The organism is Undibacterium sp. (assembly GCF_030683615.1).
Taxonomy (GTDB): domain Bacteria; phylum Pseudomonadota; class Gammaproteobacteria; order Burkholderiales; family Burkholderiaceae_D; genus Undibacterium; species Undibacterium umbellatum.
In genome coordinates this window covers 145,700-163,270 of record NZ_JAUXQE010000036.1, presented here as the reverse complement: position 1 = coordinate 163,270, position 17,571 = coordinate 145,700, and the positions used below count along the sequence as shown (strand labels likewise).

18 protein-coding genes are annotated in these 17,571 nt (G+C 50.1%); 11 read left to right on the top strand and 7 right to left on the bottom strand.

What is annotated here, in order from left to right:
* Nucleotides 1–6: 6 nt before the first annotated feature.
* Both tolB and Q8K39_RS19180 read right to left on the bottom strand, forming a co-directional pair.
* Nucleotides 7–1,284 (bottom strand): Tol-Pal system beta propeller repeat protein TolB, encoded by a 1,278-nt coding sequence (tolB, locus tag Q8K39_RS19185; protein WP_186951846.1) that lies wholly within the window; start codon nucleotides 1,282–1,284, stop codon nucleotides 7–9.
* 15 nt (nucleotides 1,285–1,299) lie between these two features.
* Nucleotides 1,300–2,268, bottom strand: a complete 969-nt coding sequence (locus Q8K39_RS19180; protein WP_305262715.1) for a cell envelope integrity protein TolA — start codon at nucleotides 2,266–2,268, stop codon at nucleotides 1,300–1,302.
* Nucleotides 2,269–2,377: 109 nt separating this feature from the next.
* On the opposite strand from Q8K39_RS19180, the gene Q8K39_RS19175 reads away from it, so the two are divergent.
* The 6 genes from Q8K39_RS19175 (at nucleotide 2,378) to Q8K39_RS19150 (ending at nucleotide 8,584) form a co-directional block, all read left to right on the top strand.
* Nucleotides 2,378–3,598, top strand: coding sequence for an efflux RND transporter periplasmic adaptor subunit (locus Q8K39_RS19175; RefSeq protein ID WP_305262713.1), 1,221 nt, complete (start codon nucleotides 2,378–2,380; stop codon nucleotides 3,596–3,598).
* Nucleotides 3,595–4,323 carry an ABC transporter ATP-binding protein gene (locus tag Q8K39_RS19170; protein WP_305262711.1) on the top strand — a complete coding sequence of 243 codons (729 nt, stop codon included), beginning with the start codon at nucleotides 3,595–3,597 and terminating at the stop codon, nucleotides 4,321–4,323. Before Q8K39_RS19175 ends, Q8K39_RS19170 begins: the two co-directional genes overlap by 4 nt.
* 23 nt (nucleotides 4,324–4,346) lie before the next feature.
* The gene (locus Q8K39_RS19165) at nucleotides 4,347–5,504 is read left to right on the top strand and encodes an ABC transporter permease (RefSeq protein ID WP_305262709.1); all 1,158 of its coding nucleotides are present in this window, start codon (nucleotides 4,347–4,349) and stop codon (nucleotides 5,502–5,504) included.
* Nucleotides 5,501–6,670 carry an ABC transporter permease gene (locus tag Q8K39_RS19160; RefSeq protein ID WP_305262708.1) on the top strand — a complete coding sequence of 390 codons (1,170 nt, stop codon included), beginning with the start codon at nucleotides 5,501–5,503 and terminating at the stop codon, nucleotides 6,668–6,670. The genes Q8K39_RS19165 and Q8K39_RS19160 overlap by 4 nt, the downstream gene beginning before the upstream one ends.
* 93 nt (nucleotides 6,671–6,763) lie before the next feature.
* Complete coding sequence (locus tag Q8K39_RS19155; protein WP_230413561.1) at nucleotides 6,764–7,315, top strand: cytochrome b; 552 nt, start codon at nucleotides 6,764–6,766, stop codon at nucleotides 7,313–7,315.
* A gap of 27 nt (nucleotides 7,316–7,342) precedes the next feature.
* Nucleotides 7,343–8,584, top strand: a complete 1,242-nt coding sequence (locus Q8K39_RS19150; RefSeq protein WP_305262704.1) for an erythromycin esterase family protein — start codon at nucleotides 7,343–7,345, stop codon at nucleotides 8,582–8,584.
* Nucleotides 8,585–8,603: 19 nt separating this feature from the next.
* Here the strand turns inward: Q8K39_RS19150 and Q8K39_RS19145 are convergent, their stop codons facing one another.
* Nucleotides 8,604–9,509, bottom strand: a complete 906-nt coding sequence (locus Q8K39_RS19145; protein ID WP_305262702.1) for a LysR family transcriptional regulator — start codon at nucleotides 9,507–9,509, stop codon at nucleotides 8,604–8,606.
* A gap of 157 nt (nucleotides 9,510–9,666) precedes the next feature.
* Between Q8K39_RS19145 and Q8K39_RS19140 the strand changes: the two genes are divergently transcribed.
* From Q8K39_RS19140 to Q8K39_RS19130, 3 genes are all read left to right on the top strand, one after another.
* Entirely contained in the window at nucleotides 9,667–10,305 is a 639-nt protein-coding gene (locus Q8K39_RS19140; protein ID WP_305262700.1) for an NAD(P)-dependent oxidoreductase, read from the top strand.
* Nucleotides 10,306–10,495: 190 nt separating this feature from the next.
* Nucleotides 10,496–11,059: a hypothetical protein gene (locus Q8K39_RS19135; protein ID WP_186951854.1), complete on the top strand. Its 564-nt coding sequence runs from the start codon at nucleotides 10,496–10,498 to the stop codon at nucleotides 11,057–11,059.
* Nucleotides 11,060–11,473: 414 nt separating this feature from the next.
* Nucleotides 11,474–12,274 (top strand): MipA/OmpV family protein, encoded by an 801-nt coding sequence (locus Q8K39_RS19130; RefSeq protein ID WP_305262698.1) that lies wholly within the window; start codon nucleotides 11,474–11,476, stop codon nucleotides 12,272–12,274.
* A 101-nt stretch (nucleotides 12,275–12,375) separates the two neighbouring features.
* On the opposite strand, the gene Q8K39_RS19125 is transcribed toward Q8K39_RS19130, so the two are convergent.
* From Q8K39_RS19125 to Q8K39_RS19110, 4 genes are all read right to left on the bottom strand, one after another.
* Complete coding sequence (locus Q8K39_RS19125) at nucleotides 12,376–13,314, bottom strand: DMT family transporter (protein WP_305262696.1); 939 nt, start codon at nucleotides 13,312–13,314, stop codon at nucleotides 12,376–12,378.
* A 78-nt stretch (nucleotides 13,315–13,392) separates the two neighbouring features.
* Nucleotides 13,393–14,241 (bottom strand): AraC family transcriptional regulator, encoded by an 849-nt coding sequence (locus Q8K39_RS19120; RefSeq protein ID WP_305262807.1) that lies wholly within the window; start codon nucleotides 14,239–14,241, stop codon nucleotides 13,393–13,395.
* An 84-nt stretch (nucleotides 14,242–14,325) separates the two neighbouring features.
* The gene (gene rnhA, locus Q8K39_RS19115) at nucleotides 14,326–14,760 is read right to left on the bottom strand and encodes a ribonuclease HI (protein ID WP_186951857.1); all 435 of its coding nucleotides are present in this window, start codon (nucleotides 14,758–14,760) and stop codon (nucleotides 14,326–14,328) included.
* Nucleotides 14,753–15,526: a class I SAM-dependent methyltransferase gene (locus tag Q8K39_RS19110; protein WP_305262695.1), complete on the bottom strand. Its 774-nt coding sequence runs from the start codon at nucleotides 15,524–15,526 to the stop codon at nucleotides 14,753–14,755. The genes rnhA and Q8K39_RS19110 overlap by 8 nt, the downstream gene beginning before the upstream one ends.
* Here Q8K39_RS19110 and gloB point away from each other — a divergent pair.
* Nucleotides 15,504–16,316 (top strand): hydroxyacylglutathione hydrolase, encoded by an 813-nt coding sequence (gene gloB, locus Q8K39_RS19105; RefSeq protein WP_305262694.1) that lies wholly within the window; start codon nucleotides 15,504–15,506, stop codon nucleotides 16,314–16,316. The two genes, Q8K39_RS19110 and gloB, sit on opposite strands and share 23 nt — an antisense overlap.
* 11 nt (nucleotides 16,317–16,327) lie before the next feature.
* Nucleotides 16,328–17,524: an elongation factor P maturation arginine rhamnosyltransferase EarP gene (gene earP / locus Q8K39_RS19100; RefSeq protein WP_305262806.1), complete on the top strand. Its 1,197-nt coding sequence runs from the start codon at nucleotides 16,328–16,330 to the stop codon at nucleotides 17,522–17,524.
* The last annotated feature ends 47 nt before the right edge of the window (nucleotides 17,525–17,571 follow it).

Below are 17,571 nucleotides of genomic sequence, written 5' to 3'. Positions count from 1 at the left end.
TACTGCTTATTTCATGAAGGGACCCCAGGTGGGCTCCCGAATATCTCCGGCCTGGACCGTCAATTTTTGCTTCACCTTGCCATCAATAGACACTACCGCGAGCGAGCCGCGGCGGCCTGACTCGGTTGCATACATAATGTAACGTCCATTTGGTGAAAAGCTCGGTGACTCGTCCTTGGTAGTGTCAGACAGCCTTAATTCCTGGCCGCTGGCTAAATCCAGTACATATAACTGGAATTTACCGTCGCGACGTGAAATATAAGCCAAAGTCTTACCGTCGGGGGATATTCTTGGAGTGATATTGTAGGTGCCGCCAAAAGTAACACGCTTGGCCTCGCCCCCACCTGCACTCATTTTATAGATTTGCGGGTTGCCACCGCGGTCGCTGAGGAAATAAATCGACTGGCCATCAGCAGCAAATTGTGGTTCAGTATCGATAGCAGAACTGGAAGTCAGTTTTTGCAGATTGCCGCCATTGGCATTCACCGTAAAAATCTGGGTCTGGCCATCGCGCGACAATGCCACGGCCAGCTTGCTGCCATCTGGCGACCATGCTGGTGCGGAATTATTACCCTTGAAATTGGCGATTTCAGTTCTTTCACCTGTGACCAGGTTTTGCACCAGAATTACGGGCTTGCGCTTTTCAAAGGATACATAGGCGACCTTGGTACCATCTGGTGACCACGCTGGCGAAATGATGGGCTCAGAAGAACGCAAGGCGATTTTGGTGCCTTCGCCATCGGCGTCTGCCACTTCCAGGCGATATTCAGAACCAGCCTTGGTCACATAGGCGATACGAGTTGAAAATATGCCACGTACGCCAGTCAGTTTTTCATAGATATCATCCGCAATGCGGTGAGCCGTCAGGCGTACATTGGCTGGTGGCGCGGTCACAGAAAAACCGGACAAAGTGCTGGATTTGACCGTATCAAGCAATTTGTAACGCACATCGAAGCGGCCATCGGCCAGGCTTTGCACACTACCTACTACCAGTGCATCTGCACCCTTGGCTTTCCAGTCGCCAAAATTGACAACGGCATTTTCGTTCAGGACAACATTGGCATCAATAATCTTGAAATAGCCACTGCGTGTCAAATCATCCTTGATGATGCTGGTCACTTGTTGAGGAGTAAGGGCCTCATCTGTGAATCCAGCAATAGCGATAGGTATCTGGTTGGAACCTACGCCAGATACTTCGACCCTGATCTGGGAGTAAGCAGGGGCAAGACCAGATAAATTAGCGACAGCAGCGATCACTGCCGTCACTGCAATTTTTTTCAACATGGACATCATCGGGTTTTATTCTTCCTTCATACGATAAACCAGCGTCAGGCTGGACGGGACTTGACCACTCTTGTCACGCGGGAAAGGAGCAGACTTTTCTATTCCTGCAGCCACCGCATCGTCAAAACTGGCAATCCCTGAGGATTTAACTTTGCGTATTCCACCACGGAGTGATCCATCTGGCAATAGGTTAATGCTGTATTCCACGGTAGGATTACCCGCAGTACTGTCAATTCCGCTGAAATTCGTGTTGGACCTGACCTTGGCGGCAATTTTTGCGATATAACTTGGATCACCGCGGGTGTTCCCGGTGGATTTTTCACTGGTCCCTGAGCCACCACTACCTGTATTCGCCGCCTGTTTGGTGACACGCGCGAGTTCATCTTTAAACAGCTTGTCCGTCTTTTCTTTTTCTTTGGCGGCCAATTTCTTTTTCTCTGCGGCTTCCTGGGCCAGCTTTTCTTCCTTGCGTTTTTGCTCGGCAAGTTTTTCTTGCTGTTCTTCCTTGCGTTTTTTCTCAGCCAATTCTCGCTGGAGCTCTTCTTCCTTTTTCTTTTCGAGCAATTTACGCTTTTTTTCCTGCGCCAGAGCTATTTCTGGGTCTTCCTGACGCACTTCTTCCTTGACCGGGACAGGCTCTTTTGGCTTTTCTTCCACAATAGGTTCGGGTACGGGGACAGGTTTCGGGGCAGCTTCACGGTTCGTTAAGTCCCAAATTTCTGCCACTGTTTCATTACTAGCCTTATTTTGCCAACTCACTCCCACCCACAAAAAACTTAACAAAACAGCATGAACAACAGAAGCCAGTGCGATGGCTCGCCAGTGTCCTGTCTGATGTTGATGAAAATCCGGATGTGCTTGATTGGAAACCTGATTCATAGTCCTTAAGACTTTATTTGCCCGACTTGGTTCCGGAAATGTTGACCACGTCAGTGACAAAAAATGCGCATTAGCTGTTGTAACAGCTGAAATTATAAACCGCATTCGGCTTTTTACCTCAGAGTTACTACCTATTGCCTATCTTAGCGCATAACAAAAAGCTAATCCGTGTAAAATTTACAGGCAATTTGCGCCCACTTTTGAAGAAGACAACATGAATACACCTTCATCTACCCCTCCTTCCGCATTAAAGCAGTTGAAAATTGACCGTGGCAGCAGTGCGCCAGGCAAAAAAATACGCTGGGGCCGCTGGATTACTGGCTTCGTTATCCTTGCCGGAGCAATTGGCTTTGCCCTGAAACCCGGCAAAATCGAGGTGCAAGTCACTTCTGTCATCACAACCTACCCTTCCCAGCAATATGCGCAACTGACAGCCTCAGGCTATGTCGTCGCGCAAAGGCGCGCCGCAGTAGCCAGCAAGGCCACTGGCCGCCTGATACAACTGAATGTACGTGAAGGCAGCCAGGTAAAACAAGGGGATTTGCTGGCCAAACTTGATGCCAGCGACATCCTGGCCGCCAAAGCCCAGGCCCTGGCTGGCATACGGCAAGCTGAAGCCAGCGTTGCCCAGGGCAATGTAGAACTACTGAATGCAGAATCCGAACTGAAACGCAGCCAGGGCCTGCGCACGCAAGGATTTTTATCTCCACAAGCACTGGACACAGCGATTAATCGTGTGAATATGGCAAAAGCCGTCATCAGGTCGGCGCAGGCAGCCGTTGGCGTTGCTCAAGCACAATTTAAAGTACAGCAGGTAAGCCAGGACTTTACGGAAATCCGCGCGCCTTTTGATGGCGTGGTATTGGTCAAGAATGCCAATGTCGGCGACATCATCACCCCCTTTTCAAATGCTGCGGGCAGCCAGGGTGCGGTAGTCACCATGGCAGACATGACGACGCTGGAGGTCGAAGCAGATGTATCGGAGAGCAATCTGGCCAAGGCCAAAATAGGATCTCCAGTTGAAATCACGCTGGATGCCTTGCCCGACAGCCGCTTCAAAGGCAGCATCGTCGGTATCGTGCCTACCGTAGACAGAGCCAAGGCCACGGTCATGACCAAGATACGTTTTGAAAAACTGGACTCACGCATCCTGCCTGAGATGAGTGCCAAGGTGACTATCCTGTCACAAACAATCACCGATGCGGATCAAAAACCCCTGCTTGCTGTCAACCCCAAGGCCGTCGTCGACCATGAGGGTAAAAAGCAAGTTTACCGCCTCAAGGACGATAAGGTGGAATTGATACCTGTCACGCTGGGCCGCAAGATAGGTGATAACGTCGAAGTCAGCAGCGCATTGAAGTCAGGCGACAGACTGGTGTTGTCCCCCTCTGAGAAAATAAAACCTGGTGCGCAAGTAGTGGTGGCGACAAAATGACCGCAAACAATGAAGAAGTGCTGATACGCATACAACAACTGGGCAAATCCTATGAGCGCGGCGGGCAACATATACCCGTGCTTGAAGGTGTAGACCTCGATGTGCACGCAGGTGAATTTGTTGCCTTGATGGGACCCAGTGGCTCAGGCAAAAGCACCTTGCTCAATTTGATTGCTGGCATAGACAAACCCACCAGTGGCAGTATAGAAATTGGCGGTATCGATATCGCCAGGCTCAGCGAGTCTGAACTGGCTGACTGGCGCGCTGCCAATGTCGGCTTTATTTTTCAGTTCTACAATCTCATGCCGGTGCTGACAGCGTTTGAAAATGTAGAGTTGCCGCTATTGCTGACGAGATTGTCCCGCAGCCAGCGCAAAGCCCATGTCGAAGCGGCACTGGGCATGGTGCGCCTGACCGACAGAATGGATCATTATCCGAATGAGTTGTCTGGTGGGCAGCAGCAGCGTGTTGCCATTGCCAGGGCGCTAGTGACTGACCCTACCCTGATAGTCGCTGATGAACCTACCGGCGATCTCGACAGAGTGACTGCTGGTGAGGTGCTGGATTTGCTGGAAGAATTGCATAGCGAGTTGGGCAAAACTATCGTCATGGTGACCCATGACCCGAAAGCTGCGATGCGCGCGAAACGCCTGGTGCATCTGGAAAAAGGCGTCTTGGTGCCGGATGAGGCCATGGACGCTGCTGTGCACTTGACTGCACATTGAAGATATAAAGAACACCCGCCATTATGTTCATCTTTCGCCTTTTACTGAAAAATGCATTTCGCCACAAGCTGCGCACCTTGCTGACCATGGTTGGCCTGGTCGTGGCAATTTGCGCTTTTGGCTTGCTACGTACAATTATCGATGCCTGGTACGCAGGCGTAGAAGGTACCTCCAGCACCCGTCTCATCACCCGCAATGCGATATCACTCACCTTCCCTCTGCCATTAAATTATGCCGAAAGATTGAAAACGGTGGATGGTGTAACAGGCATCAGTTGGTCGAACTGGTTCGGCGGCATCTATATCACCGAAAGAAACTTCTTCCCACAGTTTGCAGTGGAGCCCGCCAGCTATCTGGCGCTCTATCCTGAATATGTATTGAAAGACGAAGAGAAAAAAGCTTTCCTGCTTGACAGGCAGGGTGCTGTGGTTGGACGCAAGCTGGCCAATCAATATGGCTGGAAAATAGGTGACCAGATACCGATACGTGGCACTATCTTCCCCGGCACCTGGAACTTTACCTTGCGTGGCATCTGGGACGGCATTGATGCCAAGACAGATGAATCACAACTGCTGTTTCACTGGCAATTTTTGGCGGAATCGGTGCGCAAGCGGGCTGCCAAAGGGGCAGACTATGTCGGTGTGTATGTGGTACGCATTAACGAACCCAACAATGCGCCGATTATTTCTGAACGCATAGACGCCCAGTTTAAAAATTCACTGGCAGAGACACTGACGGAAACCGAGAAAGCATTTCAACTGGGTTTTGTCTCCATGAGCGAAGCCATCCTGGTCGCAGTCAACGCCGTCAGCGTCGTGATTGTCGTCATCATTATGGCAGTGATGGCAAACACTATGACCATGACGGCACGTGAGCGGCTGGCTGAGTACGCGACACTTAAAGCACTGGGATTTTCGCCCAGCTTTGTCGTCAAACTCTTGTTTGGTGAAAGCCTGGTGATCGCCCTGCTGGGAGGTGGGCTAGGCTTGCTATTGACTATCCCCATTGCCAATGCCTTTGCCAAGGCCGTGGGCACACTGTTTCCCGTATTCATGGTGTCTGATCTCACCATGCTGCTGCAATTGCTGGCAAGTGTGGTCGTAGGCGTCGTTGCAGCAGCCTGGCCTGCATGGAAGATGAGCCGGATAGATATCGTCAACGGTCTGAGGCATGTCGCATGAAAGCGATTCCATTCTCTTATATCGCCCGCAACCTGTGGGTCAGGCGCGTCACCACGCTGCTGACTGCGGGTGGCATGGCGCTGGTGGTATTTGTCTTTGCCACCGTGCTGATGATGAGTGAAGGCATACGCGCCACGCTGGTCGCAACAGGGCAGCCTGACAATGTACTGGTCTTGCGTAAAGGCGCAGGCGCGGAAATTAATAGTGGTATTTCGCGCGAGCAGGCCGCCATCGTCGAGAGCCTGCCCGGCATTGCCACTAACGGCGATGGTGAGCGACTGGTCAGCAAGGAACCAGTGGTATTGAATAATCTGCCCAAACGCAGCAATGGCAAACCCAGCAATGTCACCGTGCGCGGCACATCTGCGCTGGGACTGGAATTGCGGCCACAGGTCAAGCTGGTGCAGGGCCGCATGTTCCGGCCCGGCACCTCAGAAATCATCACTGGCAAATCCATCGCCAGTGGTTTCCGTGGCACTGATCTTGGCGAAACCTTGCACTTTGCCCAAAGAGACTGGGTGGTCGTCGGTGTATTCGATTCTGGCAAGACTGGCTTTGACAGCGAAATCTGGGGCGATGCTGAGCAAATGATGGCAGCCTTTCGCCGCAATGCCTATTCAACCATGGTGTTTCGCCTGGCCGACAAGTCGGCTTTTGAAAAAACAAAAACTGCCATTGACACTGACCAACGCCTGCAAATTGAAGCCAAACCGGAGATTCAATTCTATGCAGAGCAAAGTGAAGCGCTTGCCACCTTCATCCGCATCCTTGGCTTGAGCCTTTCCATCATCTTTTCCATCGGTGCCATTGTTGGGGCCATGATCACCATGTTCGCCGCCGTCGCCCAGCGCGTCGGGGAAATTGGTACGTTGCGCGCCCTGGGTTTCAGGCGCAGCGCTGTATTGATTGCTTTTCTATTTGAGTCACTCTTGCTCTCTCTGGTGGGCGGCTGTATAGGCTTGTTTGCCGCTTCATGGATGCAAGCAGTCGATATCTCAACGACCAATTTTCAGACCTTTAGTGAGTTAGCCTTCCAATTTAAACTGACGCCCGAGATCGCGGTCCAGACTATCGTGTTTTCTTTGTTTATGGGTTTTGTCGGTGGCTTCATTCCGTCATGGCAGGCAGCCCGAATGAAGATCGTTGATTGTTTGCGCGCCAGTTAATCCAGGCGCAAAAATAGCTACACCAAGTCGGGATTTTTTTGAAACTTTCATGGCTTTGTGCAGTCCATCATTCTTTAATCAGGATGAGTACAAATGATGGACAAACCCAACAAGCTCAGCATGCTGACTATTTCTCTGCATTGGATCATCGGCATCCTTATCATGGGTCTATGTGCAGCAGGTGTGTATATGACCAGGGCAGAAGCCTGGGACTTGTACCCCATTCATAAGTCCCTGGGCGTGCTGGTGCTTTCTGCTGCCCTACTGCGTGTACTATGGCGCATTAAAAATGGCTGGCCTGCACCCGTAGCGGATTATTCCCGACTCGAACATTTAGCAGCAAAAGTCGTCAAATGGGTATTGATCATTGGCACAATAGCTTTACCCGTCAGTGGCATGTTGTTTTCTGGAGCCAGCGGCCACGGCTTTGGCATATTCAGCCTGGTACTGGTTCCTGCTCAGCATATGCCTGGCAACCCCGCAGAAGTGTTGGCTTATAGTGAATTCTGGGCAAGAGCTGGTGCCAGCATACACCAGGCGACAGCCTATATCCTGATTGCGGCCATCCTCCTGCATGTGGCGGGCGCAGGCAAACACCACTTTATCGACAAGGATGCGACTCTAAACCGCATGCTGAACAAGTAAATTCTGCCATTTTAAAAGCGCCTATCTATGATGCAAAAAACCTGGATAAGCGGACTATTGTTCGCTCTTGCCCTGCCCGCAGCAATCGCACAAACCAGATCACCCGAATGGGATACATGGCTAACAAAAAACACCAGCGCGATCACAGATAAAAATGCCAGCGATGACTACGCCGACCTTGCTGCTTTTGGTGCAGCCATCAAAGATAGCCACATCATCCTGCTGGATGAGCAAAGCCATGGAGAAGAAAATGTCTTTGCATTGAAAGCCAGGCTGGTGAGATATCTGCATGAGAAACATGGTTACCAGGTGTTGGTGCTGGAAAGTGGTCTATATGATGTTGAGCACATCTGGCGAACTACCGATGCAGCCAACACCATTCGCTCACAAGCACCAGGCAATGTGTTTTACCTGTATGCAAACAGCCCTGCAATGCAAGGGCTATTCGAATATCTCCAAACTCAAAAACAGGGAAATTCTCCCCTGATACTATCGGGCATGGATAGTCAGCATACTGGCACCTATGCCAGACAATACCTGTTGAATGACCTGAAGAATCAACTTAACAAGACAGGCAATACCAAGTTGGGCAACAATATTTTCTGGAGTAAATTTGCCGAACTCAGCCTGGCCTTGTTCAACATGGACCGCACAGCACCCGATACCAAGACCCAGGAACAATATTTTCAATTCATGCAACAATTAAAAGCTGCTTTCCCTTCAAGTGAGCAGTATTTCTGGCAACGCATTGTTGCCAGTATCGAGGATCAGGCGAGGCGTTACTGGGGAAACAGACATGAACACCGCAGTGCGGTCATGGGCGAGAATTTGCTTTCCCTGCTGCAGCATCGCTATGCGAATCAAAAAATCATCGTCTGGGGGCATTTCGTGCACCTGAATCGTAGCGGGTTACCGCGCCATGGCAATCTTGGTCACCTTGTCAGCGATCGGTTTAAGGACAAGGCCTATGTTGTCCATTTCACAGGCAATAAGGGGAGCTACTACAATTTTTTCAATGATCAGAATACCCCAGTCCTGAGCTTCCCTGCCAAGACCATAGAAAATCATCTAGAACGCCAGCCAGGCCCTTATAACTTTACTGACTGGCGCAAACTACCACCACATCTGAAACAGGATGTGAGTATGCAAGCTGCGCTCAGCTCTTACATTCCTCAAGGCTTGTTTGAATTACCTGAAGCTGGAGCACATTGGCATGAACGTGTAGATGGAACTTTTTACCTGAACAAGATCACAAGCACAAAACCATGAACTTGTTGAGCAATGCTGCTTATATCGTGTTGATAAACGTCTTGTAAAAATCAACGAAAGCCCTGACCTTGCCAGGCATATGCCGCCCTGGTGGCAGTACGGCATATATGCCGCCCTTGGGCAACTCGTAGTCAGGCAGCAAACGTTGCAACTTGCCAGCCTTGATCGCCATGGCTGAACTCAATTCCTCCATGGCAGAAATACCCGCACCAGCTTGCAGCAAGGCCAGCAAGGCATTTGGCGAATCAACCTGCATGCGCGATTTCATGTGTATGGTTTGTACTCTACCTGAGGCATCTGCAATTTTCCAGGTCAATGGCGCAGGCAACAGGGACAGCGCAATCCATTGATGCTCGCTTAAATCCTCTGGTACTTTGGGTATGCCATGCTTTTTTAAGTAAGCAGGAGCGGCCACGATGAATTGCTGAAATTCACCGAGCTTGATGGCCCTTTGCGATGAATCGCGCAACCAGCCCATACGAAAAGACAGATCTATGCCATCTGCGACCAGATCAGATATGCGGTCACCCGTCCGCAAGTCTATACGCAAGTGCGGATGCAACCGGGAAAACTCTGCCACGGCTGGCGCGATAGACAAAGTCGCATGACTGACGCTGGCAGACAAACGCAGCAAACCTGTCAACTCCCCCTGCTCACTACCCACTTGCGTCAAGGCATCGCGCAAGCCCGCCAGCAAGGGCTGGCACTGCTCATGCAGATTGCGTCCAACATCGGTCAGTGCCATCTGGCGCGTAGTGCGAGTGAACAAGGCTGCTCCCAGTTGCCGTTCCAGCCGGTTTATTTGTACGCTGATCTTGGCTTTTGCCACATCCAGCCTGTCTGCTGCTGCAGTAAAACTGCCCGCCTCAACGACGGCATCAAATATGGTCAGGCTATTCAAATCTATTTGATCCAGTGTTGCCATGTTCATCCTTACATTGCGTCAATTGCCTGATGAGGTGCAAATCCACAACTTTAATTGATAACAAATTTAGAACAATGAATTATTAATTATCACATTTATCTAGTCAATAAAAAATGTCAGACTGCGCCTCATCAACACATTCATCAAGGAGAAGCAAATGAATATCGCCATTATCGGTGCCAGTGGTTTTATAGGATCCGCAATTTTGACAGAAGCATTGTCACGCCAGCACAAAGTCACAGCCTTTGTTGCCCACCCTGAGAAATTGGCAGCAACTAATCAATTGCAAGTGATTGCCACTGATGTGCAAGATCTGCAAACCCTGAGCAAGCAATTGACCGGATTTGATGCCATCATCAGCGCTTTCAGCGGTCATGCAAATGGCGACACCCTGAGATATTACGTCAGCGGCATCAGCAATATTATTCAGGCGGCCAGGGATATACAAACACCGCGCCTGCTGGTAGTTGGCGGCGCAGGCTCGCTGGAAGTTGCACCTGGCGTACAGGTATTGGATACACCAGACTTCCCTGAAGCGTACCGGGCATCGGCTGAAGGTGCGCGCACTGCATTGCAACTGCTGCGTCAGGAAACAACGCTCAACTGGACCATGCTCAGCCCCTCAGCCATGATTGCGCCTGGTCAGCGCACTGGACATTTCCGACTGGGCAAGGATAATTTATTGATTGCTGCAGATGGCAAGAGTCATATATCGGTAGAAGACTATGCGGTAGCGATGATCAATGAACTGGAAGTACCGGCAAATCAGTATCAAAGATTTACCGTAGGTTACTGATCTGGCGGTGAGAACATACTTAAGTATGACAGCTTATGGGGAAAGTATTTAGTAAGATACGTATTCATCTCAACTGAATCTGGCTTCCTGGACCAGGGTGTGTTGACATATCTTTTCGCCTAAAAGGCATGTCAACACACCCAAATAACCCTTGCAGCTTCCACCAACTCACAAACTTGAAGGTAACCGCATGAGCGCACTGGTAATAAAAGAATGGAAGACTGACACCAAACCTATCGACGACAAGAATAATTTCATCAGCATTACCGGTCGCCAAAGCGGTTTGATTGCATGGATTTTGTCGCTGATGGGCGTTGATCCTACCACCAGAATTTTGGTAGGCGTCGACAGGGTCGAGTTTACTGCGAATTCATTAGCGGGAACAGAGTCCCGTATGTTACCGCTGCAAGGCATTTGCTCAACTTATTATGGCTATCACAAGCCGTGGAAGCAGGCTTTGAGCTACTTTTCTATAGGATTTTTTATTGCATACTTCTTAATGGCGGCGCAGCTATTTACCCCGGCACTGTTAGTCATTTTCGCTGGTGCAGTGATAGGGTTGGTGTACTACTTTCTGAATCGAGAACTGACGCTGGGATTCGTTGAGAACAGTGGTGTCATTAGCGGCATACGCTTCAAGCGTTCTGTTATTGAAAATATTGATGTCAACGAGGAACAGGCGAAATCCGCATGCGTCATCATACAAAAACTGATAGAAGCGAAAGAAAAACGTAGCAAGGCTACGGCTAGCTGAACAGCGACTGAGCGACTCCATCATCAGTCCTGCGTATTGCATTTATTCCTCAATGAGGCCGCATAAAATTTATGCGGCCTCACTTCATTTAGGCCTCACCCTTGTGTCCACCAAAAATGCATCGGGACATTGAATACTTGTCAATATGTTGAGGCTGAAAAGTGGTTGCTGCAGAAATCCTGTGTCATGAAGCGACCTGAAGAAATTTTTAGCGCTTGTAACTTACCAATGATGGAAAAACCCATTAAGTACCAGATTTCAGTACTAATCGTTCAAGCATACTAAGCCTGGCATATTCTATTGGCGTAGTTTTTTTATCTTTGCGAGACTTCGCTCCGAGCTCTCCGCCGGAGAGTAGTTGTGCGGCAGGACTGCCGCCCGGACTGTTTAGCTTCCATTGATAAAAGGATTACCATGAAACATATTTTCAAACTGACAGCCATCGCGTTCTCCAGCTTCATGGCCATGTCGTTTTCTGCTCACGCACAAGATAAAACGGCGCAAGAGCCTGAGTCTACAGCGATAATTGGTGCTGGTGTGTTCTATGCGCCTGAATACCTGGGTGCGAAGAAACATCGCTTTGGCCCTGCTATCTATGGCGAATACCAAAACAAAAACGGATTTTTTGTCAGCACCGCGCGCGGCATAGGTTATGGTCAGAAAGTCGGTGATTTCTCACTTAGCGCAGGAATAGGCTATCGCGCAGGCCGTGAAGATTCACGCGATTCGAAAAAACTGTTCAGTTCAGATGACTTGAAAGGCATGGGTGATATTCCTGGCTCTGTCACAGCCAACCTGCATGCAAGCACCACCTTTGCTGGTGGCATCAATGCCAGTTTTGGTGCCAACCTGGCGTTGTCTCATAGAGAAAATGGCAATTCCTACGAATTTGGCTTGTCCGCCCCGATATTCCAGACTACCTCAGACAAAGTTGAAATTGGTGGCAGCCTGACTTATGGCGATGCTAAATATAACCAGACTAATTTTGGTGTAACTGCCAAGCAAAGTACTAATTCAGGCTACAAGACATTTAACGCAAAGGCCGGATTCTCGCAAGCGCTGGGCACTGTCTCATGGACACATATGATAGACAAAAACTGGTCTGTACGCAGTGCCGCAGGTGTTTCTCAAGTGATGGGTGATGCTGCAGACAGCCCGTTGACGAAAAAGAAAACCAGCCCGATATTGATGACAACAGTAAATTATACTTTCTGACTTGCATAATGTAATTCTTGCGTGAGTACAGGCCCTGACGATAGAGATACATTATCAACAGGGCCAGCATCGCTAATGAGCCAGCGACTACACTGAGATAGTCACTTTTTGACGCGTAAGGCCGTGACGACACCAATAATCAAAAAAGTAATCCCCAGCAAAACTATGGGTTCTGGTATGCGCTTACTCAGAATGAATGCATAGGCCAGCGCTGCCAGCGTTTCAAACACAATGAGTTGCCCTGCAAGGTTGGTAGGCAAGCATTTGCTGGCCTGGTTCCAGCACATCGTGCCTAGCCATGAGGCAAACAAACCAATAATCAACATCAGAGTGATGAAGTATTGTGGCCGGGGGCCGAATGGCATGGAAAAATCCTGCCCGCTGACACTCATGTATATCCATAAGCCCAAATAACCGAGCACAGCAAGCGGCAAAGTGGCAACACCTTGGGCACTGGCCCAGACTCTGGGATTACGGTCAGGGTGGTGGCGCAACCAGTCCGCATTTCTTAAGGGGTACCAGGTCCAGCAGGCCACGGCAACAAGGGCAAACAGGCCACCTATGATATACGTCCTGATATCTTTGTCGGAGGCCGCCTGCAATACGCTTATTTCCACACTGTTGACGCAGGCCACGCCAGCAAAAATAATCATTAGCGATGGCAGCATGCGTCGCCAGGCAATGCTTCCATCGCGCTGGGCATTACGGTAATTGGCAGTGATGGCAATCACAACAGGCAGCGTGCCTATCAACATGGTGGGCAGCGGCGCACCTGAGCGTTGTATGGCGCTGGCCAGACACAGGTAGTACAGGATATTGCCCACCGCTGCCAGCTTCAGTGCCTCTATCCAGTCGGACTTCTTCAACAAGCGTAATTGACGCCTGTCCATCCAGGCTATCGGCAGCGTAATCAGGCCAAATGCGAGGTAGCGGCCAAATGATTGCAGAGCTGCCGGATACTCGGGCAAGAGCAAAGGGCCAATAAATACCAGGCCCCACATCAAACCTGCTGCCATTGCATATAAAACACCGATACCCATAAAGTCTACCCTCAGAAAAGAGTCAGCTTAGAACATCTTGGGATGGCAGTCTTGTACCAGATTGCGCTTAGAACCTGTTTACGATCTTACTGCGCGTGCGTGATCGGGGCGCATCTGCTGCTGATAACGTGCAGGTGTCACGCCATAGCGACGCACGAATGCCTTGTTCAAATGTGACTGGTCTGTCAGGCCAGTTGCAGCTGCCACCTGTGCCGGTGGCAAGCCCTTGGCCAATAGGCATTTGGCCTCGTACAAACGCAATGCCATCAGCATTTGCTGTGGCGTCGCGTGATATTGCGCCTTGAAGCTGCGCAAGAAGTGAAAGGGGCTTAGTCCAGCAACCTGCGCCAGTTGCTCAAGGCTGATGCGATCTGCCATGCAGGCACGCATATAATCAAGCACCGCAGCAAAGCGTTGCTTAGCCAGAGATATTGGTGCTTGCGGCGCACTGGCATAGCGTTTGAATTCGAACAAAATATCAAACAAGAGGCTGTCGAAACTCAACTTGTCCGTGGCTTGCCAGATTTGCTCCAGCATGACACCCAGCTTGCGTGCGCTAATAACATTGTGCGCAACTGCATCCTTGAACCACCAACCGCGTTCACCCGTGACTTCTGCGACGACTTCAGGGTCTATATACATCATACGATAGCGCCAGCCGGTATCTGTCTCTGCCCTGCCGGTATGCAATTCGTCCGGATTCATCAGAACCACGGAGTCTTGCGGTGCCAGATGATCACTACCCAGATAACGGAAACGCTCTACCCCGCTGGCAATAGACCCCAGGCCAAAAGCTTCATGCGTATGCGGCTCGAAGGCATGAGCAACGATATGTGCGCGGTATAACTCGACTCCGGGCCGATGTTGTACCCTTTTGAATTCTGCACGGTCACTCACATGTTCAAAGCTTTCAGGCACACCGGGCATGGACAAAGCGTCCTCATTGCCCTGAAGGCCCTGTTGTATGCTGATATGGATGTCGGCTATGTTCATGAGATATCTTGCCTGCTTTTACAGTACCGTTTCAACACCACGGTTAGCCAGTTGATCAGCTCTTTCATTACCAGGATGGCCGGTGTGGCCACGCACCCAGCGCCAGTCAATTTCATGGATGGTGCGGGCGGCATCGAGTTGCTGCCACAGATCGACATTTTTTACCGGCGCCTTGGACGCTGTTTTCCAGCCCTTGGCTTTCCAGCCGGTAATCCATTCAGTGATGCCCTTCAACACATACTGGCTATCGGTGTGCAGAGTGATATGACAGGGGCGCTTCAATGCACCCAGTGCCTGTATCACTGCCATCAATTCCATGCGGTTATTGGTGGTTTCTTTTTCACCGCCAAATAATTCTTTTTCTTTATTACCCGCTATCAGCAAAGCGCCCCAGCCACCAACGCCAGGATTACCCTTGCAGGCACCATCTGTGTAAATTTCTATATTATCCATTTGATTCTTTTGATTTGTTTGCCACTGGCAAGGCATGTGCACCGGATACCCGTTTTTGCTTCCATGCGGGTCCTATCAAATGCATGCCTTTTACTCTTTTCACGGCCTGCAATATATACACCGCGCCAAAATAAGGCCACCAGCGTTGTCCTGCTTTTTCCATGAAACGATAGCGTTGCAGCCATTTTTCTGATTTGACAGGCGGCGCATAGCAACCAAAATCGCAGCTTCCCACTTCCATATTCAATAACTTAAGCCAATCCTTCAAACGCGGTGGGCTGATAAATTCACCCTCTTTGGGCAAGAAATAATTCTTGCTCAAGCGCCCGGTCACCTGCCTTGCCCCCCACAGGCTGGCGCGGTTAAAGCCGGTGATGATGACCCTGCCTTCAGGTATCAGGACCCTTTCCACCTCGCGCAATATCTGATGTGGCTCTTGAGCAAATTCAAGCACATGCGGCAAGACGATCAAATCTATGCTGTGTGCGTCAAAAGGCAATTCGGCAAAGTCATGAATGACAACGACAGGCCGCTTTTGCCCTGGCTGACTTTCATCCGGCAAGCGGGAATTGGTCAGCCAGCGGTGTGGCATGCGGCTGGCTGCCAGCGCATCAATCTGTGGCAAACCTATCTGCAAGGCATTGAAACCAAAGATGTCCACCGTCAATTTATCGAGCATGGCCTGCTCCCATTGACGGATATAGCGACCTGCTGGCAGCTCTAACCATGATCCAAGGTCTATAATGTTTTTTTCCAAAGCATCCATGCCTGATATGAAGAATTCCCTGAGTATATTGACTGTCCCCGCCTTTGACGACAATTATCTATGGATTATCCATGATGACCGACATGCTGCCGTGGTTGATCCTGGCGACGCCATGCCAATTTTACAAGCTCTGGCGCAACATCAACTGACATTGTCCGCTATTTTACTCACTCATCACCATGCAGATCATATTGGCGGTGTGCCGCGCCTGCTGGAACATGCGGATGTCCCGGTATTTGGCCCAACTATAGACAAGATCGCTGTAGTCACCCAAAAACTGCGACAAAGTGATGTAGTGACCGTCCCTGGCATCAATCTGGAATTGAAAGTGCTGGATGTACCTGGCCATACGCTAGGCCATATTGCCTATTTCGCACCTGAACAACATTGGCTGTTTTGTGGTGACACACTGTTTGCCGGAGGTTGCGGCCGCCTGTTTGAAGGCACACCTGCACAGATGCTGCATTCTCTGGACCAACTGGCTGCCCTGCCAGATGACACGGCAGTCTATTGCGCCCATGAATATACGCTATCCAATTTACGCTTTGCCAAAGAAGTAGAACCAGGCAACCAGGATTTGCTTGAGCGGATCAAACGCGAACAGGCCAGACGTGAACAAGGCATACCTACCGTGCCCACCCAGATAGGACTGGAAAAACAAACCAATCCCTTCTTGCGCAGCCGCGAAACCAGCATCATCAATCGTCTTTTGGAAAGCGGCAAAATCCCTGCCTCACAAAATGATGTCAGCCACTTCGCCGCCTTGCGTGAATGGAAAAACCGCTTTTAAGAACCATGGCAATGCATTTAACAGAAATAAATACAAACTCCCAAGCAAAATCTTTGGCCCTGTTTTGCAAGGTCGTCGATAACTTTGGCGATATAGGCATTTGCTGGCGCATGGCCAGGCAACTGCAGCAAGAACATGGTATCGCCGTCACGCTATGGGTAGATGATTTGCGCAGCTTCCAGCGCATCTGCCCGCAAGTGACTACAGATTCCAAAACACAGGAAATCGCTGGTGTCACCGTCAGGCATTGGCGCGATCAACAAGGCTCATTCACGGTTGCCGATATTGCCGACATCGTCATCGAGTTTTTTGCCTGCGACATACCACCCGGCTATATTCAAGCCATGGCTACGTGCGAGCCACGGCCAGTCTGGCTCAATCTTGAAGGCCTGACAGCCGAAGAGTGGGTGGAAGGCTGCCATACCCTGCCCTCGCCTCATCCGTCTTTACCATTGACCAAACATTTCTTCTTCCCTGGTTTCAATAGCAAAACTGGCGGTCTGCTGCGCGAAGCCCGCCTGGATAGTGAACGTACAGCATTTCAATCAGATCCAGAGGCCATGACAGCATTTCTGCAGCAATTGGGGCTGACTGAAGCTGAGATCAGTAACACAAAAGTATCGCTGTTTTGCTACCCGCATGCGCCGGTAGCAGATTTACTCGAAGCATGGCAAAGCGCAGATACACCTGTCACCTGCCTGGTGCCTGAAGGTGTCGCCGCTGAAACCGTAGAAACATTTTTGGGACAAGCCGCCAAAGCAGGTGTCAGCGTGATCCATGGTGCATTAACAGTCCGCGTCTTGCCATTCATACCGCAAACCGATTACGATAAATTGCTGTGGGCTTGCGATATCAACTTTGTCCGTGGTGAAGACTCATTCGTCCGTGCCCAGTGGGCCAACAGACCCTTCATCTGGCATATCTATCCCCAGGATAAAAATCTGCATCATAAGAAGTTGAATGCATTTTTAAAAACTGCTACATCTGCAACTGCCAGCCTGGCTGCCTTGTCACACGCGTGGAATGCAGTAAGCCATTCCCCCTTGGACTGGACAGAAATATGGCAAGACTTTCAAGTGGATTTGCCTGAAATTGCACGGCTTTCTGGCATCTGGCAGAAAAAAATGCAAGAAAATGGGGATATGACGAGCAATTTGTTGAAGTTCGTCAACGCAGTTAAGGTGGCAAGCCAAAAAGATGCAGTATAATGTTGGGTTAATTTTTAACCTGTTTTAAATCTCAATCAAACGTGGGC

What these genes read in the sequence shown, in the direction of transcription:
- tolB (WP_186951846.1), bottom strand. Translation starts at nt 1,284, where the DNA reads ATGTTGAAAAAAATTGCAGTGACGGCAGTGATCGCTGCTGTCGCTAAT.
- Q8K39_RS19180 (WP_305262715.1), bottom strand. Translation starts at nt 2,268, where the DNA reads ATGCGGTTTATAATTTCAGCTGTTACAACAGCTAATGCGCATTTTTTG.
- Q8K39_RS19175 (WP_305262713.1), top strand. Translation starts at nt 2,378, where the DNA reads ATGAATACACCTTCATCTACCCCTCCTTCCGCATTAAAGCAGTTGAAA.
- Q8K39_RS19170 (WP_305262711.1), top strand. Translation starts at nt 3,595, where the DNA reads ATGACCGCAAACAATGAAGAAGTGCTGATACGCATACAACAACTGGGC.
- Q8K39_RS19165 (WP_305262709.1), top strand. Translation starts at nt 4,347, where the DNA reads ATGTTCATCTTTCGCCTTTTACTGAAAAATGCATTTCGCCACAAGCTG.
- Q8K39_RS19160 (WP_305262708.1), top strand. Translation starts at nt 5,501, where the DNA reads ATGAAAGCGATTCCATTCTCTTATATCGCCCGCAACCTGTGGGTCAGG.
- Q8K39_RS19155 (WP_230413561.1), top strand. Translation starts at nt 6,764, where the DNA reads ATGATGGACAAACCCAACAAGCTCAGCATGCTGACTATTTCTCTGCAT.
- Q8K39_RS19150 (WP_305262704.1), top strand. Translation starts at nt 7,343, where the DNA reads ATGATGCAAAAAACCTGGATAAGCGGACTATTGTTCGCTCTTGCCCTG.
- Q8K39_RS19145 (WP_305262702.1), bottom strand. Translation starts at nt 9,509, where the DNA reads ATGGCAACACTGGATCAAATAGATTTGAATAGCCTGACCATATTTGAT.
- Q8K39_RS19140 (WP_305262700.1), top strand. Translation starts at nt 9,667, where the DNA reads ATGAATATCGCCATTATCGGTGCCAGTGGTTTTATAGGATCCGCAATT.
- Q8K39_RS19135 (WP_186951854.1), top strand. Translation starts at nt 10,496, where the DNA reads ATGAGCGCACTGGTAATAAAAGAATGGAAGACTGACACCAAACCTATC.
- Q8K39_RS19130 (WP_305262698.1), top strand. Translation starts at nt 11,474, where the DNA reads ATGAAACATATTTTCAAACTGACAGCCATCGCGTTCTCCAGCTTCATG.
- Q8K39_RS19125 (WP_305262696.1), bottom strand. Translation starts at nt 13,314, where the DNA reads ATGGGTATCGGTGTTTTATATGCAATGGCAGCAGGTTTGATGTGGGGC.
- Q8K39_RS19120 (WP_305262807.1), bottom strand. Translation starts at nt 14,241, where the DNA reads ATGCCCGGTGTGCCTGAAAGCTTTGAACATGTGAGTGACCGTGCAGAA.
- rnhA (WP_186951857.1), bottom strand. Translation starts at nt 14,760, where the DNA reads ATGGATAATATAGAAATTTACACAGATGGTGCCTGCAAGGGTAATCCT.
- gloB (WP_305262694.1), top strand. Translation starts at nt 15,504, where the DNA reads ATGTTTTTTTCCAAAGCATCCATGCCTGATATGAAGAATTCCCTGAGT.
- Q8K39_RS19110 (WP_305262695.1), bottom strand. Translation starts at nt 15,526, where the DNA reads ATGGATGCTTTGGAAAAAAACATTATAGACCTTGGATCATGGTTAGAG.
- earP (WP_305262806.1), top strand. Translation starts at nt 16,328, where the DNA reads ATGCATTTAACAGAAATAAATACAAACTCCCAAGCAAAATCTTTGGCC.